This is a genomic window from Puribacter membranae, from assembly GCF_055380425.1.
This window is the reverse complement of sequence record NZ_AP040167.1, coordinates 511,157-528,418: the sequence shown is the minus strand read 5'-3', so window position 1 is coordinate 528,418 and position 17,262 is coordinate 511,157. Positions and strand designations below refer to the sequence as shown.

The 17,262-nt window shown below is 51.1% G+C and carries 16 protein-coding genes and 3 tRNA genes; 11 read left to right on the top strand and 8 right to left on the bottom strand.

Annotated features, from left to right (window positions below; all coding sequences use genetic code 11):
- The first annotated feature begins 185 nt into the window (after nt 1-185).
- The 9 genes from ACZ41M_RS02465 (at nt 186) to ACZ41M_RS02425 (ending at nt 6,388) form a co-directional block, all read left to right on the top strand.
- Nucleotides 186-1,103, top strand: a complete 918-nt coding sequence (locus ACZ41M_RS02465) for a TolC family protein (RefSeq protein WP_464730437.1) — start codon at nt 186-188, stop codon at nt 1,101-1,103.
- Nucleotides 1,034-1,744, top strand: coding sequence for a TolC family protein (locus ACZ41M_RS02460; RefSeq protein ID WP_464730438.1), 711 nt, complete (start codon nt 1,034-1,036; stop codon nt 1,742-1,744). The genes ACZ41M_RS02465 and ACZ41M_RS02460 overlap by 70 nt, the downstream gene beginning before the upstream one ends.
- A gap of 29 nt (nt 1,745-1,773) precedes the next feature.
- Entirely contained in the window at nt 1,774-2,766 is a 993-nt protein-coding gene (locus ACZ41M_RS02455; protein ID WP_464730439.1) for an HlyD family secretion protein, read from the top strand.
- An 8-nt stretch (nt 2,767-2,774) separates the two neighbouring features.
- Nucleotides 2,775-3,986 carry an ABC transporter permease gene (locus ACZ41M_RS02450; protein WP_464730440.1) on the top strand — a complete coding sequence of 404 codons (1,212 nt, stop codon included), beginning with the start codon at nt 2,775-2,777 and terminating at the stop codon, nt 3,984-3,986.
- A complete protein-coding gene (locus ACZ41M_RS02445) occupies nt 3,986-5,188 on the top strand; it encodes an ABC transporter permease (protein ID WP_464730441.1) in 1,203 nt (400 codons plus the stop codon). Before ACZ41M_RS02450 ends, ACZ41M_RS02445 begins: the two co-directional genes overlap by 1 nt.
- A gap of 162 nt (nt 5,189-5,350) precedes the next feature.
- Nucleotides 5,351-5,426 (top strand) — tRNA-Ala (locus ACZ41M_RS02440).
- 22 nt (nt 5,427-5,448) lie between these two features.
- Nucleotides 5,449-5,524, top strand: a tRNA-Glu gene (locus tag ACZ41M_RS02435).
- A gap of 33 nt (nt 5,525-5,557) precedes the next feature.
- Nucleotides 5,558-5,633, top strand: a tRNA-Glu gene (locus ACZ41M_RS02430).
- A 164-nt stretch (nt 5,634-5,797) separates the two neighbouring features.
- Nucleotides 5,798-6,388: a 1-acyl-sn-glycerol-3-phosphate acyltransferase gene (locus ACZ41M_RS02425; protein ID WP_464730442.1), complete on the top strand. Its 591-nt coding sequence runs from the start codon at nt 5,798-5,800 to the stop codon at nt 6,386-6,388.
- 91 nt (nt 6,389-6,479) lie between these two features.
- On the opposite strand, the gene eno is transcribed toward ACZ41M_RS02425, so the two are convergent.
- The 8 genes from eno to rpsB all read right to left on the bottom strand — a co-directional run bounded on the left by eno (nt 6,480) and on the right by rpsB (nt 15,325).
- Nucleotides 6,480-7,766 carry a phosphopyruvate hydratase gene (gene eno / locus ACZ41M_RS02420; RefSeq protein ID WP_464730443.1) on the bottom strand — a complete coding sequence of 429 codons (1,287 nt, stop codon included), beginning with the start codon at nt 7,764-7,766 and terminating at the stop codon, nt 6,480-6,482.
- Nucleotides 7,767-7,882: 116 nt separating this feature from the next.
- Nucleotides 7,883-8,749 carry a 3-deoxy-8-phosphooctulonate synthase gene (kdsA, locus tag ACZ41M_RS02415; protein WP_464730444.1) on the bottom strand — a complete coding sequence of 289 codons (867 nt, stop codon included), beginning with the start codon at nt 8,747-8,749 and terminating at the stop codon, nt 7,883-7,885.
- Between the two features lie 16 nt (nt 8,750-8,765).
- Complete coding sequence (locus ACZ41M_RS02410) at nt 8,766-8,927, bottom strand: hypothetical protein (protein ID WP_464730445.1); 162 nt, start codon at nt 8,925-8,927, stop codon at nt 8,766-8,768.
- 17 nt (nt 8,928-8,944) lie between these two features.
- Nucleotides 8,945-10,597, bottom strand: a complete 1,653-nt coding sequence (locus ACZ41M_RS02405) for a CTP synthase (RefSeq protein WP_464730446.1) — start codon at nt 10,595-10,597, stop codon at nt 8,945-8,947.
- Nucleotides 10,598-10,734: 137 nt separating this feature from the next.
- On the bottom strand, nt 10,735-11,445 hold the full coding sequence (gene pyrH / locus ACZ41M_RS02400; protein ID WP_464730447.1) for a UMP kinase: 711 nt from the start codon (nt 11,443-11,445) through the stop codon (nt 10,735-10,737).
- A gap of 270 nt (nt 11,446-11,715) precedes the next feature.
- Nucleotides 11,716-13,242 (bottom strand): acetyl-CoA hydrolase/transferase family protein, encoded by a 1,527-nt coding sequence (locus ACZ41M_RS02395; RefSeq protein ID WP_464730448.1) that lies wholly within the window; start codon nt 13,240-13,242, stop codon nt 11,716-11,718.
- A 302-nt stretch (nt 13,243-13,544) separates the two neighbouring features.
- Nucleotides 13,545-14,423, bottom strand: a complete 879-nt coding sequence (tsf, locus tag ACZ41M_RS02390; RefSeq protein ID WP_464730449.1) for a translation elongation factor Ts — start codon at nt 14,421-14,423, stop codon at nt 13,545-13,547.
- 137 nt (nt 14,424-14,560) lie between these two features.
- Nucleotides 14,561-15,325, bottom strand: coding sequence for a 30S ribosomal protein S2 (gene rpsB, locus ACZ41M_RS02385; protein ID WP_464730450.1), 765 nt, complete (start codon nt 15,323-15,325; stop codon nt 14,561-14,563).
- Nucleotides 15,326-15,616: 291 nt separating this feature from the next.
- Here rpsB and map point away from each other — a divergent pair, with 291 nt between their 5' ends.
- Both map and ACZ41M_RS02375 read left to right on the top strand, forming a co-directional pair.
- The gene (gene map, locus ACZ41M_RS02380) at nt 15,617-16,435 is read left to right on the top strand and encodes a type I methionyl aminopeptidase (protein WP_464730451.1); all 819 of its coding nucleotides are present in this window, start codon (nt 15,617-15,619) and stop codon (nt 16,433-16,435) included.
- 43 nt (nt 16,436-16,478) lie between these two features.
- Nucleotides 16,479-17,261, top strand: a complete 783-nt coding sequence (locus tag ACZ41M_RS02375; protein ID WP_464730452.1) for an XAC2610-related protein — start codon at nt 16,479-16,481, stop codon at nt 17,259-17,261.
- The last annotated feature ends 1 nt before the right edge of the window (nt 17,262 follow it).

Sequence of the window (17,262 nt, the reverse complement as noted above, 5' to 3'; positions counted from 1 at the left end):
TGTCGTTGGGTTGTGCTTTACACCTAATATGAGCACGATCGTTCTTTTTATTGGATCATGACACTTTGTTATTATTTTTGCAGCGAAACGCACCCATGTCCAAATACGCCTTTCACAACCGGTTGAAGACAACTTTACGATCTCCTTGGTCGCTGTGCCTTGGTGCCATTTTGTTGAGCCACAGCATGAACTGCGCCGCGCAAGTCAATCAAACAGCAATCGAGGCGGACGAAGCAGTGCCGGCAGCGCAAACTACCGGCACCGAAATCGATCCAGCATCTGATAACAGACTGAGCAGCACACTCAAAACATCGGGCAGCAGCCCTCTGGATTTTGCCAGCGCCGTCAGCCAAATGACCGAGCATTCCCCCAAACTGGCGGCTGCCAAAGCCGAAGTTCAAAGCAAACAATTGCAAAGCGACGCGGCCAAATGGTTGGGCGGGCCAAATGTCATTTTGTCGGCCAGCGTGAACAAATACAGCCTGAGCTATGACGTAGACCTAACCGAGGCCAAACAATTGGCCGCACAATCCGGCTCCTCGATTGTGATTCCGGGGATGCCGAATTTAGGCGCGATGCTGCCTCATCTGATTCCAAACGAATTGACGCTCAAGGCCAAAGGCCAAACCACCAGCAAAAACGCCCTGCTGTTCTGGCCTGTGTACACCGGTGGCAAAATCCAAGCGGCCAAAGGCCTGCTCGCCGCGCGTGCAAACGAAGCACAAGCCGACGCGGCGATGGCCGAGCATGAGCTGTATGTCACCTTGGTGCAGCGCTATTTCGGTGCGCAATTGGCGCAAGTCGCGCTCGATTTGCGCAAAGCCGCCGTCAACACCATCTCGGCGCACGACCACGCCGCCGAGCGCATGTTGCAAGAAGGTCTGATTTCAAGCGCCGAACGACTGCGCGCCAAAGTATCGCTGGAGGACGCGAAACGCCAGCAAGAAAAATCGGCGAACGACGCACAGTTGGCCCATATAGCCCTGCAACGTTTGTTGCAAAGCAAGCCGTGCAACCCAGCACACCGATTTTCGTGCTCTCACATCCTTTGCAACCGCTGGATCATTTTCAAAATCTGGCGCTGCAAAATCACCCGGGCTTAGCCAAAGTCTCTGCGAAAAAAACTCAGGCCGAGCGCCTGTTGGACGTTGAAAAAGCGCGCTATCTACCGTCGGTCAGCGTCTACGGCGCACACGAGTTGTCTAACCACAATCCATCTTGGGTGGCGGGCGTGAGCGCCAGCTGGACGCTGTGGAGCGGGCTGGATCGTCAGCGCATGGCGCAGTCAGCCGAGCAGCAAGTCATGCAGGCAAATTACAGCGACGCGCAGGTTCGTGAAGACATCTTATTACTGGTCGAGAAAAACTGGCGCGCAACGGAAAACGCTCGCACCGCCTATCTCGCATTGAACGCCAACATTAATTTGGCCAAAGAACTCGTGCGTCTGCAACGCAGCAGCGTACGTGAAGGACTGGCGACCGTACCCGATCTGATGACGGCGGAGACCCAGTATTTCCAAGCGCTGACCGAACAAGCCAAAGCTGGCAATGACTACGTGCAGGCGCTGGCGCAATTGCTCGATAGCTGCGGCACGCCTGATGCTTTCACCGATTACGCCGCGCGTGCCGATGTGCGCCTGCGTGCGGATACATTGAACCAAGCCGCACCGCTTGCGACCCATAAAGCCACGGCAAAAACCACCCGATCGGCCAACAAAGCCAAGCCTGCCTCAGGCAAACCATAACCGCCGAGCGAATAGACACAGGATGAACCATGAATAAGAAACAGCAAATTTCCGCACTGGCCCTCGTTGCCCTGATTCTATTGGTGATTATCACCGGCGTCTGGCTGTCCGCACGCAAACAGCCGCTGGTGATTCAAGGCCAAATGGACGCGCAGCAGACCGATATTGCCGCCAAAGTCTCGGGACGCATTGGCAAAATTTTAGTACATGAAGGCCAAACCATTGAGATGGGCACACCGCTCATCGAGATGAACACACCGGAAATCTCCGCCAAAATCGAGCAGGCGCAAGCCGCACAACAGGCCGCCGAAGCAGTGGCACAAAAAGCGCAAAACGGCGCACGTCCGCAAGAAGTCGAAATGGCGCGTGCGAATTGGCAACGCGCCCAAGCCGCCGCTGAACTGGCGCAAACCAGCTACCGCCGCGTGGACAATCTGGCGCGTGAAGGCCTGATTTCCCGCCAAAAACGCGACGAAGCCTACACCAACTACGTCGCAGCGCAAAAGCAAGCCGAAGCAGCAAAAGCACAATACGACATGGCATACAGCGGTGCGCGCAGTGAAGATAAAGCCGCCGCCGAAGCGCAAGCCAAACAAGTGTCCGCCGTGGTGAAGGAAGTCGAAGTCGCCCAAAACGAAGCAAATCTGCGCAGCCCGATCAAAGGCGAGGTCGCCGATGTGATTGCCAAAGTGGGTGAAATCGTACCGCAAGGCGTTCCCATCGTGACCCTGACCGATTTGAGCGATCAATGGGTGGTGTTGAATGTGCGCGAAGATGCGGTTCAGCGATTTGCCATCGGCCAAGAGTTCACCGGCGAATTGCCCGCCTTAACCGAAAATGGCAAACCAATCAAAGCGCAGTTCAAAGTGTACGCCAGCTCGGTTTTGCCCGACTTTGCCACATGGCGCGCAACGCGTAACAACAGCGGCTTTGACATGCGTACCTTTGAAATCAAGGCGCGCCCTGCCCAACCGATTGCCAACGTGCGCCCGGGCATGAGCGTATTAGTGACGGTTGATTAACGCTCATCATGCGCCGACTTCTGCACATCTTCCGCCGCAGCGCCTCGTTGGAATGGCGCTATTTGGGACAGCATGGCTGGGATCGCACGATGCTGATCTGGATTCCGTTGGCGACGGTCATGCTGATGTGGTGGATTTTCTCCAATGCACAAATCACCCACTTGCCAATCGGCGTGTGGGATCAGGATAACAGCGCGCCATCGCGCCAATTGGTGCGCTATCTCAACGCCACGCCGGGTATACAGGTGGTGCAATATTATGACAACGCCAGCAGCGCCGAACAGGCGATGGATGCGGTGGATGTCTACGGCGTAGTGGTTATCCCTCAGGATTTTGCTGCAAAAATGAAAACCGGACACGCAGCGCCCATCGCCCTGCAAGTGAATGCACAATTCGGCACGCATTCCGGTCAGATTCAAAATAGCGTCCAGCGCGTCGTTGGTACATTCTCTGCGGGCGTCGAAATCCAAGCACGCAATAAGCGCGGACAAAATCTGCAACAAGCGAAGGACACATTCACGCCGATTCGCACGGCAACCGTGACTTTATTCAATCTTTCCTCGAATTACCAGCAGACCTTGGCCTCCACCATGATTCCCGCACTGTTGCATATTTTGGCGATGACCGCGGGCGCCTACGCCATTGGCCGTGAAATTCGCGATCATCATCTGGGCAACTGGATTCGCCATGCGTGCGAATATGCGCATCCCGACGCCTCGCCACGCTTTTGGGACGTGGTGTTTGCGCTCAACGGAAAACTACTCTGGCCCATGCTCTCGTTCACCGTTTGGGCGGCAATCACGATTGCGCTGTCCACTCGTTCTCATCAGGCGAGCATGCTTTCATGGCTCGCAACCTTCGTCGCTATTTGGCTGATGATGCTGGTCTCACTGTGGATGGGCGTGATTGTCACCACGCTCAGTATGTCTCTGCGTATGGGCTTGTCCATGACCGGATTCATCACCGCACCTGCGTTTGCCTTTGCCGGTGTCGGCTTTCCGACCTTCGCCATGCCCATCGGCGCTCGTATCTGGGCCAATCTAGTGCCGCTGACCCATTACCTCAAACTGCAAATCAACCAATTACAAATGAATGCGCCGTTTTGGTGGGCGATTCCCTCATTGCTCGGATTCACAACCGCGGTGGTTATTTTGCTGTTGCTCAGTAGCGCCCTGACTTTGCGCGTACTTAAGCAACCCGAACGCTGGGGGGCGCGCTGATGACACGCGATACGCTTGAGCATACCGATCACGACCTTAACGATCATCTCGACCGTCGCTCATTCAGCGCGGGTTTTTGGCAAACCCTGCGCGCGGTGATGCGCGACAAAGGTGCAATTTTATTGCTCGTGATTGCACCCTTGCTCTACGGTTTTTTCTATCCGTGGCCATACAGCACCGCCGTTGCGCGACAAGTGCCGGTCGGTATTGTCGATCATGACAACAGTACTCTGTCGCGACAAATCATCCGCTATGCCAGCGCCAGTCCGCGCTTGTCCGTACAGGTTTTGAGCGATGAGCAGGCGGCGCAATTCGCCTTGTGGCGCGGTCAAATCGACGCCTACATGATCATCCCCGACTCGCTCAAACACGATGTGGTCATGCGTCAACCGGCCAGCGTGAGCATCGAAGGCAACGGTAGTTATCTGCTGTTGAACAAAGAAGCGCTCACCGGCCTGTCGGAGGTCGTCGGTACGGTCTCCGCCGGCATTGAGATTCGCCAGTACATGGCCGCCGGTATGAGCAAGAATCAAGCGAAAGTCGCACAAAACCCCGTTCCCCTGCTCACACAGGCGCTGTATAACCCGTCGCAAGGATACGGCAGCTACGTCGTGCCTGCCGTCGCCCTGCTGATTTTGCAACAAACCTTGCTCATGGGAACAGCGCTGATCATCGGCACATGGGTAGAACAGCACAAAGCGCGTACATCTGCACGAACCTGGGCGGGACGGGTGTTTGCGCTGTCGTGTTTCGGTTGGCTCAACAGCCTGATCTATTTCGGCTGGATCTTCACGGTGCAAGGTTACACCCACGGCGCCAATTGGTCAGGCGCATTGCTGTTAGCGTTCGTTTTTGCGCCCGTCATCACCTCGATTGGCTGCGTATTCGGTATGTGGTTCAAACAGCGTGAGCGCGGCATGCAGATTTTGCTGTTCAGTTCATTACCAATGTTTTTCCTGAGCGGATTCACTTGGCCGACCGAAGCGTTACCGCAATTATTGCAATACGCGCGCTGGTTGCTGCCGAGCACACCCGCCATCGAAGCCTCCATTCGCTTTAACCAAATCGGCACCAGCCTATCTCAGGCATGGTATTTATTGGCCATACTCGCCTTGATGGGTGTACTGAACTTTATTTTTCTGTGTTATATCGGTCGCATTCGACCCAACGCCTCATCTGTATCTTCGACACACGAGCAATAAGGGATCAGCGGTAATGCAACGTTGTCTTTGAAATGAAATAGCGAAATAATGTGCGTAGAATACGCATTTTTTCTCAAAAACCACTTGAACAAATCCTTCAATTACGGCATAATTGCACTTCTTCGCAGTTAGTAAGTATTGCGGGCAGAATCAAAGAGATTCGGGGGTATAGCTCAGCTGGGAGAGCGCTTGCATGGCATGCAAGAGGTCAGCGGTTCGATCCCGCTTATCTCCACCAAGATTTTTTAGTAGTACATTAGGCTCCCATCGTCTAGAGGCCTAGGACACCGCCCTTTCACGGCGGTAACACCGGTTCGAATCCGGTTGGGAGTGCCAGATTTTATGATTGAGTAATACGCAGTACATTAGGCTCCCATCGTCTAGAGGCCTAGGACACCGCCCTTTCACGGCGGTAACACCGGTTCGAATCCGGTTGGGAGTGCCAAAATACACATCCACGCATTGAGTTCAGACCATGCGTGGATTTTTTATTATTTACTCTTTTAAGCAAAGCCTTATTTTCCGCAGCAGCACGCATGACCGATTTAGGCTTTTATTCAAGCGGCTTTTCCTTTAAAATTGGCCGACATTCACTTCGGAATTAAACTCATGTGGTCAAAACTCTCATTCGCTATTTTTAAACTGATTGGTTGGAAAACCTATTACGAACCCTTACCCGGATCACACGGCATCATCGTGGTCTATCCACATACTTCCAACTGGGACTTTCCGTTGGGCGTACTCTGGAAATCGGCTTATAAAGTACGACCACGCTGGGTTGCGAAGGAGTCTTTGTTTAAGCCTCCTGTATTCGGCTGGTTTATGCGCAAACTCGGTGGGATTGGCATCAAGCGCGAAGGTAATTTGGACGTGGCGCAAAATTTGAAAAAGACCATGCTGGCCGAGGATAACTGCTGGCTGGTTATTGCGATTGAAGGTACACGCTCTTACAAACCCTACATTCATTTGGGCTATTACTACATCGCCAAAGCAGCCAATGTACCGATCGGCTTAGCCAAATTCAATTACGAAACCAAAACCATTGGCGTGTCCGACTATCGCTATGTCAAAGACACCATCGAAGAAGAGATCGAACAGTTGAAACTGGACTTCGCCGGACATCGCGCCCGCTACCCCGAAAATGCTGGTGCATTGGCGGTACGTGAGAAAAAAGGCGCGGGCAAACCATCGGCTTCTTGATGCCTATGGCTTCATAATCTCAAATATACTCATGGCAAGGCATACAAAAAGGCTGGTTCACACCAGCCTTTTCTTGTATCACAACATTCGATTATTTCTTGATGTTGTAGAACGTGCTTTTGCCCGGATAGCTCACGGTTTCACCCAAAGCTTCCTCGATGCGCAGCAATTGATTGTATTTGGCAATGCGATCAGAACGCGACAACGAGCCGGTTTTGATTTGACCTGCATTCAAGCCAACCGCGATATCGGCGATGGTTGAATCTTCGGTTTCGCCTGAGCGGTGTGAAATCACGGCAGTATAGCCCGCACGTTTAGCCATCTCGATCGCAGCAAAGGTTTCGGTCAAAGTACCAATTTGATTGATCTTGATCAGAATTGAGTTGCCAATGCCTTTTTCAATGCCTTCTTTCAAAATCTTGGTGTTGGTTACGAACAAATCGTCGCCGACCAATTGGATTTTCTTGCCAAGGATTTCGGTCAAGTACTTCCAGCCGTCCCAGTCAGATTCATCCAAACCGTCTTCGATGGTAACGATCGGGAATTTGTCCACCAAATTGGCCAAGTAATCCGCCATTTCTTTGCTGGTCAAGCTCAAACCTTCGCCCGTCAACTCATATTTACCATCTTTGTAAAATTCGGATGCCGCGCAGTCCAAACCGATCAAGATGTCGTCACCCATGGTGTAACCAGCCGCACTGATCGCTTCGCCAATCGTTGCCAAGCATTCTTCGTTGGATTTGAAGTCTGGTGCGAAACCGCCTTCATCACCCACCGCAGTGTTCATATGTTTATCGTGCAGAATTTTTTTCAAGCTATGGAAAATTTCCGCACCGGCGCGCAAAGCTTCGCGGAATGAGTCAAAGCCGACCGGCAAAATCATGAATTCTTGGAAGTTCAAGTTGTTATCCGCGTGTTCGCCGCCGTTAATGATATTCATCATCGGCACAGGCATTTGCATCGCGCCCGAACCGCCAAAATAACGATACAACGGCAAACCGGCCTCTTGCGCAGATGCGCGCGCCACAGCCATAGACACCGCCAGCAAAGCATTCGCGCCCAGATTGGATTTATTGTCCGTGCCATCGAGTTCGAGCAAGGTTCGGTCAATCAGCGCTTGTTCGGACGACTCCATACCGACCAAAGCATCAGCGATCACGGTATTGATGTTGTTTACGGCTTTCAACACGCCTTTGCCCAAATAACGGCTTTTATCACCATCACGCAGCTCAATTGCTTCGCGTGAGCCGGTAGACGCACCAGATGGTACCGCAGCGCGTGCGCTCGCACCTGATTCCAACAAAATCTCACATTCAACAGTCGGATTACCACGCGAATCCAGAATCTCGCGACCTACGATATCAATAATTGCACTCATTGCTTTCTCCTCAAATAAACCGAAAAATCAGGCACTTTTTCAATGCCCACCCAAACCCATCAATGCTATGTAATCGTTTACTCTATTGTACTCCGTTCACGCTTACATTTAAACCATTAAAAATTATCTTCCAAAAACATACCGCCCGACTTAACCGCGCTATCCAAAGCTTTCAACGTAGTCAACAGCTCTTTCATGCGATTGAGCGGTACGGCATTCGGACCATCCGACCACGCTTCGCTTGGGTTCGGATGCGTTTCCATGAAAATACCGGAAATTCCGGTTGCGACGGCGGCGCGCGCCAAAACCGGTACGAATTCACGTTGACCGCCGCTGGTTGAGCCTTGACCACCCGGCAATTGCACCGAATGCGTCGCATCAAACACCACCGGCGTATCGTTTCGCTCAGCGCCGTGGCGCATGATCGCCAAACCGCGCATATCAGAGATCAGATTGTTGTACCCAAAGCTCACGCCACGCTCGCACGCGAGGAAATGATGCGTTGGCAAACCTTTTTCTGCTGCCGCGCTGCGGGCTTTTTCAATCACATTTTTCATGTCGGCGGGCGCTAAAAATTGCCCTTTTTTGATATTCACCGGCTTGCCCGATTGCGCCACCGCGCGAATAAAGTCGGTCTGACGGCACAAAAAAGCCGGTGTTTGCAACACGTCCACGACGTCAGCCACCGGCTTGATTTGCTCAATTTCATGCACATCGGTCAAAATCGGCACGCCAATTTGACGACGCACTTCATCCAAAATCCGCAGCCCTTCATCCATACCCAAGCCACGCTTGGTATTACCCGAAGAGCGATTTGCTTTGTCAAAAGAGCCCTTGTAAATCAAGGGAATTGATAATTCATCGCACATCGCTTTGAGTTGGCCGGCTACGTCCAGCGACATCTGTAGCCCTTCAATCGAGCAGGTTCCAGCAATCAAAAACAGAGGTTGATTCAAACCGATGTCAAAACCGCATAATTTCATATTATTCCCTTTTCATTTATTTTGGCTTATTCTTGGATGGCGGGCTTTTACCTTCAGTTTTACGCCCGCTTTTACGCCACATCCACAGCAAATGTCCAAACCCAGCCAAAGCCACAATCGTGGTAACAATCAGTATCACGATCAATGCCGTTGGCGCGGTTTGGAGCAGTTCCCACATATATTAAGCTCAGCTTATTAGCGCTGATGCGCCAACGCCGCGCTCACAAATGCGCTGAACAGCGGGTGACCGTCGCGCGGCGTCGAAGTGAATTCGGGGTGAAACTGAACGCCGATGAACCACGGATGCATAGACTCAGGTAACTCCATCATTTCCGGCAGATGCTCGGTCGGTGTGCGTGCGGAGATAATCATACCCGCCCGCTCCAATTGATCGGTGTATTGCGTATTGACTTCGTAGCGATGACGGTGACGCTCGGTCACAGTCGCACCATAAATATCAGCGGCCTTGGTATCGGCCTTGACCGGACATGATTGCGCGCCCAAGCGCATCGTACCGCCCAAATCGGAATCCACATCGCGCTTTTGCAACTGACCATCTTTGCCCATCCACTCGGTAATCAATGCTACCACCGGCTGCGGTGTATCGTGGTCAAACTCGGTGCTGTTGGCCTGCGCCAATCCCGCCATGTGGCGTGCAAATTCAATCACCGCCAACTGCATGCCCAAGCAAATGCCCAAATACGGCACTTTATTCTCACGCGCATAGCGAATCGCGGCGATTTTACCCTCGGTTCCGCGTTTACCAAAGCCACCCGGTACCAAAATGGCGTCCAAATGAGACAATTTCGCAGCCACTTCATCCATATGCGCGTCATCGAATTCTTCCGAATCAATGTATTCGATATCCACTTGCGTTTGATTGTGAATACTCGCGTGGCGCAACGCCTCAATCAATGATTTGTACGACTCGGTCAAATCCATGTATTTGCCGACCATACCGATGCGCACATGATTCTGCGGATTTTCCAACGCGAACACCAATTTGTCCCACATCGCCACATCGGCTTTTGGTACATCCAGACGCAGTTCGTCGCAAATGATTTGATCCAAACCTTGTTCAAACAGCAGGCGCGGTACTTTATAAATCGTATCTACGTCGTATACCGAAACCACGGCCTCAACGGGAATATTGGAAAACAGGGAGATTTTGGCCTTTTCATCATCCGGAATCGGACGATCCGCGCGGCACAGCAAAGCGTGTGGCATGATGCCGATTTCACGCAATTTTTGCACGGAATGCTGGGTTGGCTTAGTTTTTAATTCGCCCGCACCGGCAATCCACGGCACCAAAGTCAAATGCACAAACGCCGAATTGCCACGCCCCAGACGCAGGCTCATCTGACGCACGGCCTCCAAAAACGGGAGTGATTCAATGTCACCCACTGTGCCGCCGATTTCGACAATCGCCACGTCGGTTTGGCCGTTGTTTGATGCTGCCGCACCCCGTTCGATGAAGGCTTGAATTTCATTGGTAATATGAGGAATTACTTGAACAGTCTTTCCTAAGTACTCGCCACGACGCTCTTTTTTCAAAACAGATTCGTAAATCTGACCGGTCGTGAAGTTGTTTGATTTGCGCATTTTCGCGCTGATGAAACGCTCGTAGTGACCCAAATCCAGATCGGTTTCCGCACCGTCTTCGGTCACAAAAACCTCACCATGCTGAATCGGACTCATGGTACCCGGATCGACGTTGATGTACGGATCGAGTTTGAGCATCGTCACTTTCAGTCCGCGTGACTCCAACAAAGTTGCCAACGATGCCGCGGCAATCCCCTTACCCAAAGACGATACCACGCCACCCGTTACAAACACATATTTTGTCATTTTTAATTACCTCATTGGAAAGCGTAATTATACATTTCCTATGTGACTTTATCCACACGCATTCAACAAAAAGCCGCATCAAAATAAATAAGGGACAAATCGACTTGTCCCTTATTTGATAACTCATTCATAGCGCATTACACATGCACCAAGGTGCCTTCGTCTTCACCTTTGATGACACGCATCAAACCGCCCTCTTTGAAAATCGAGAACACTTTGATCGGCATTTTTTGGTCGCGGCACAGCGCAAACGCTGTCGCATCCATTACGCCCAGATTTTTGCTGATCGCTTCGTCAAATGTGATGTCGCTGTAACGGGTTGCGTTCGGGTCTTTTTTCGGGTCTGCGGTGTAAATACCATCCACTTTGGTCGCTTTCAGCACCACTTCCGCGCCGATTTCCACACCGCGCAGCGCTGCCGCCGTATCGGTGGTGAAAAATGGGTTGCCCGTACCGGCTGCGAAAATCACGATTTTGCCTTCGCTCAAGTGACGCATCGCACGCGGACGGATGTATGGCTCGACCACTTGATCAATACGCAAAGCCGATTGCACACGCGCTTCCAAGCCCGCGTGTTTCATCGCATCCTGCAAAGCCAATGCATTCATGATCGTGGCCAGCATACCCATGTAGTCTGCCGTTGCGCGATCCATACCCGCCGCACCACCGGCCATACCACGGAAAATATTGCCGCCGCCAATCACCACCGCCATTTCTACACCAGTTTCGACCACTTCCTTGATCTCGGCAACCATGCGTTCAATTGTCGCGCGATTAATGCCAAACGCATCGTCGCCCATCAGCGCTTCGCCGGACAGTTTGAGTAATACGCGTTTGTAACCAGCCATTTAATTCTCCTTATTGTTGGGTCGTATTGAGATTGCTGGGCAAGATTGAGTCGAAACCGCTGAAATTAGAAATCAAATCAATTTAAAATCAATGACTTCCAGCAAATTTTTGAAAAATATCGCGCCGTCATTAACGGCACGCAAACGGCGAGATTGTACCAAAATTCAATTTACTTAGTGTCAAAATCGCATCGCATACTGGCCCAGACCATAAAAAATCCCCCGCCATTACTGGTGCGGGGGATTGTTCGGATTCACATGAGTGTCACCTTATTTAACGCGCATATCGCCGGTTTCGACGAAACGCTGATGCCAAGACAAAGCCTCGTTCAGCATATGCGGCGTATGCAAGCCACCGGCTTTCTCTGCACGATCATAGTAGTCTTGCAACATCGGACGGTAGTCTGGATGTGCGCAGTTCTCGATGATCAGCTTCGCGCGCTGACGCGGTGATTTGCCACGCAAATCAGCCAAACCTTGCTCGGTTACCAATACCATTACATCATGCTCAGTGTGGTCGTGGTGCGACACCATCGGCACGATACAGGAAATCGCGCCGTCTTTGGCTACCGATGGCGTGACGAAGAACGACAAAAACGCATTGCGCGCAAAGTCGCCCGAACCGCCGATACCGTTCATCATGCTGGTGCCCATGATATGCGTGGAGTTCACATTGCCGTAGATGTCACATTCGATCATGGCGTTCATACCGATCACGCCCAGACGACGGGATACTTCAGGATGGTTGGTCACCTCTTGCGGACGCAAGATAATTTTTGAGCGCAGGGTTTCGATGTTGGCATTAAAACGATCCAGCGCATCTGGGCTGAAGGACAATGCAGTCGCAGAAGCCGATACCATTTTGCCCGACAAGATCAAGTCCAGCATACCGTCTTGCAATACTTCGGTATAGCCCATCAAGCCGTCAAACGGACCGTCTTGCAAACCCGCCAACACGGCATTCGCAACGTTACCCACGCCCGATTGCAATGGCAATAGGTTTTTAGGCAAACGCCCCATTTTCACTTCGTGTGAGAAAAAATCGATGATTTGCGCAGCGATACGCTGTGAATTCTCATCCGGATCGGCAAATTTGCTGTTGCGATCAGGCGAATCGGTTAACACGATGGCGACGATTTTGTCCAAATCGCATTCCAAATACGGTGAACCGACGCGGTCGGCAGCCGACACGATCGGAATCGGTTTGCGATTTGGCGGCACGCCGATGTCTGGGTGAATATCGTGCATACCTTCCAGCAACGCATTTTGACGGCTATTGACCTCCAAAATGATTTTTTTCGCGGACTTGAGCCATTGATTATTGGTGCCGATCGCCAGTGAAGGAATCAAGCGACCATCCGGCAAAATGCCGGTCACTTCAACCAATGCCACATCCATATCGCCGAAAAAGCCGTAACGAACCTGCTGTTCCAAATGCGACAAATGCACGTCCTGGTAATTGGTCGCGCCCGCATTGATTTGCTTACGCAAAGTCGGGTCAGATTGGAACGGAGTACGGAATTTAATCCCTTTGGCACGCGCCAATACGCCATCACAGTCATCCGCCGTTGACGCGCCGGTCAACATACCAATGCCGAATTCTTCGCCACGCGCGTGCGCTTCTTCCATGCGTTTGGCCAATGCAGCCGGTACCGCTTTGGGATAGCCCGCGCCGGTAAAGCCGCTGATGCCGACGTTCATCCCGTTTTGGATAAACTCAGCAGCCTGCTCCGCAGACATGATTTTTTCACGTAAACCCAAATGACCGACTCGCTCGTGCCCCATCGTAGAACTCATAAGATTTTCTCCTATTATTTATCGTTAAAATAAATCCCCTTTTCGTAGGGGTTATTTATGGATTCGTTTTGACCAATTCACTCAACCCTACTTTAGAGAATACCCAAATAAGCAATGAATGAAAGCAGTGTAATTATAAGCAAAAACCCACCTTTAAAAGAAGAGATTTTATATATTCACTCAATGCCGATTGTAGGACACCATACTTACGGATGAATTACTCCGACTCACACCGCTGGACGACGCACTGCGCATAAAAAAACGGGCATCTCTGCCCGTTTTTCCGTACTGTCGCCTTGCGATTAGCCTTGGCTTGCAGCCGCAACTTGCGCAGCAACTTCTGCAGCGAAGTCGTCCACTTTTTTCTCAATGCCTTCGCCCACGATGAACATGGTGAAGCCAGCAACGGTGGTGTTTTTCTCTTTCAACATTTGCTCAACGGTTTGTTTGTCGTTTTTCACAAATGATTGATTCAACAAAGACACTTCTTTCAAGTATTTTTGTACCGAACCTTCAACCATTTTCTCAGCGATTTCAGCCGGTTTGTCTTGCTCGATCGCCTTGGCTTTAGCTACTGAGCGTTCAGTTTCGATCAGGTTTGCAGGAACATCAGCCGCTGACAGAGCAACAGGTTTCATCGCAGCAACGTGCATGGCAACGTCTTTGGCCGCAGTTTCGTCACCGGTGTATTCCACCACGACGCCGATTTTTGAGCCGTGCAGGTAGTACGCCAATTGGTTGTCACCAGCGAAACGTTTGAAACGGCGAATGCTCATGTTTTCACCGATTTTACCCACCAGGTCGGTACGGGTTTGTTCAACGGTTTTGCCGTTCATGTCCAACGCACCCAATGCTTCTACGTCAGCAGGATTTTGCTCTGCAACCAATTTTGCCGAACCATTGGCCAAAGCCAAGAAGTCGTCATTTTTCGCCACGAAGTCGGTTTCAGAGTTCACTTCAATCATCGCGCCGGTTGTGCCATTGACATATACCGCCACAACACCTTCCGCCGCAATGCGTGATGCCGCTTTGCCCGCTTTGCTGCCCAATTTCACACGCAGCAATTCTTCGGCTTTGACCATATCGCCACCGGCTTCGGTCAAGGCTTTTTTGCATTCCATCATCGGCGCGTCGGTTTTACCGCGCAATTCGGCAACCATGCCTGCAGTAATTGTCGTCATAATTTTTCCTCAATAGTGATGTGCTTCAATTCACACAATGATGCAGTTAATCATTCCTGCAATTTGCATCATCGTGCCAAAAAATCTTTAAAAAAGGGGCAAACCGCCCCTTCCTTTGTTTGCTGCTCATTCGTCAATTAAGCGTTTTCGCTTTCTTGTACTTCAACAAACTCTTCAGTCGGTTCAGCCGCTTCTTTAGCTGCTTGTACCACTTCCTGAACCGCGTTCGCACGACCTTCCAATACCGCATCGGCCATACCGCGTGCATACAGGCGAACCGCACGACCTGAGTCGTCGTTACCCGGAATGACGAAATCAACGCCTTCTGGATTGTGGTTGGTATCCACCACAGAAATCACTGGAATACCCAAGTTTTTCGCTTCGAGCAATGCGCCTTTGTGGTAACCGATATCGATCACGAAAATCGCATCAGGAATACCGCCCATATCTTTGATACCGCCGATGGACTTGTTCAGTTTTTCGATTTCACGTTGGAACAACAAAGCTTCTTTTTTGGTCAGTTTTTCAACTTCACCAGATTCAACCGCTGCTTCCATGTCTTTCAGACGTTTAATAGAGGTTTTGATGGTTTTGAAGTTGGTCAAAGTACCGCCCAACCAGCGTTGGTTCACATACGGCATACCTGCGCGTGCTGCTTCTTCGGCGATGATTTCGCGTGCAGCGCGTTTGGTGCCGACGAACAATACGGTGCCACGACGTGCAGCCAATTTTTTCACGAACTCAGCTGCTTCGTTGTACATCACAACGGTTTTTTCCAAGTTGATGATGTGAATTTTGTTGCGATGCCCATAGATGAACGGAGCCATTTTTGGATTCCAAAAACGGGTTTGGTGACCGAAGTGGCAGCCCGCTTCGAGCATTTCACGCATAGAAACTAACATATTAAATACCTTTTATTTCAGGGTTGTGTCTAACATACGATGCGGTTTGCAAACGTTTTGCCTGCACCCTATACGCGCCGTATGCGCTATTTTGGCCGGAAATACAGCGATAACACGGCCACTGTCTTGCCACCATGCGTCAAACAATCTCTGCACATGTATCCAAGACAGTCTATAATTCTAAACCAATTACAGCCCAAACACAAGCCAAGCGGTATGAATACCGTGGATACGTCCCTTCCGATTGGTTTTTGTGTTGACCGATTGACACGTTTTTATAAAGCCATACCTATGTCCGTGACCATTAAAACCGAAACCGATATCGCTCATATGCGCGTTGCCTGCCGCCTTGCATCTGAAGTACTTGATTATATTGCGCCTTTTATTAAGGCAGGCATTTCCACCGGCGAGCTGGATCGCATGATCAATGACTATATGGTCAATGTGCAAAAAACGGTGTCCGCCACACTCGGCTATCAGCCGCCCGGTTATCCGCCCTACCCAAAATCCTGCTGTATTTCACTGAACGACGTGATTTGCCACGGCGTGCCATCGGACGACAAAATTCTGAAAAACGGCGACATCCTCAATATCGACGTTACCATCATCACACCCGAAGGCTATTTCGGCGACACCAGCCGCATGTTTACCGTGGGCGAGCCATCCATCGCGGCAAAACGCCTGTGCGATGTGACCTATGAATGTATGTGGCTGGGCATTGCTCAGGTCAAAGAAGGCGCAACTTTGGGCGACATCGGCGCGGCGATTGCAGCACACGCTCATGCCAACGGTATGTCGGTAGTTCGTGAATACTGCGGTCATGGCATCGGCAAAGTGTTCCACGAAGAGCCGCAAGTGCTACACTACGGCGTCAAAGGCCAAGGCATGAAGCTCAAAGCCGGTATGATTTTCACCATCGAGCCGATGATCAATGCGGGCAAGCGCGATTTGCGCACCATGTCGGACGGCTGGACGGTCAAAACCAAAGACCGCAGTCTATCTGCCCAATGGGAACATACCGTTTTGGTCACACCGACCGGCTATGAAGTGTTAACATTGTCCGATGGTTACCCCGCTTTGCCTGAGTTCATCAAAACCACACGATGTTAAATTCTTAAAAAAACACAGCCCAACCCATTTTGAGGAGATTGAAATGCGTTGCACTACTACTCCACGCCGTTCGCTATTGACCCGATCAACAATCACGACGCTAACTGTATTGTGCAGCACATTCCATCTCCCCGCTCTGGCGCAGGTATCAAGCGCTGACACCAATTCGGGCACCACCCCATCGCACGAGTTCACCATCAACGATGGCTCCGTACACTACATCGCGAAGCTGTATGTCAGTCATTGCGACGCTGGGCAATGTCAAGGCGAAGGTCGAGTCCAGCTATTTGACAAAGCGAACCAGCGTTTCGTACAAACCTTTCGCTCGGATAATTTAAATTTCTTTTTGACTGCCGAACAACAACCCACGGTAAATATCGTCCAGCTCTACAACGAGCAAAGCCCGTTGATTTTCGAAGATTTTAATTTTGACGGCTCTGAGGATTTGGCGATTCGCAATGGCAACAACAGCGGCTACGGCGGCCCGTCCTACGACGTTTATGTGTTCAACCAAAGCCGCGGACAATTTGTACCGAGCAAGGAATTAACGGCATTGGCTTACGAAAACCTCGGCATGTTCCAAACCGACCCTGTGCGCAAACGCCTGACCACCTTTACCAAATCCGGCTGCTGTTGGCATGAAACTACCGAATATGCGGTCGTACCCAAACGTGGCCTGGTCGCAACCAAAATCCTGACCGAAGACGCCACTAGTTCAGATGGCCGCTATGTTTACGTCACCACCCAAACCCGCAGCAATGGCGTTAATGGCAAAATGGTACGCAAAACAAAAAGGTACAAAATGGCTGATTATTACCCAGATTAAG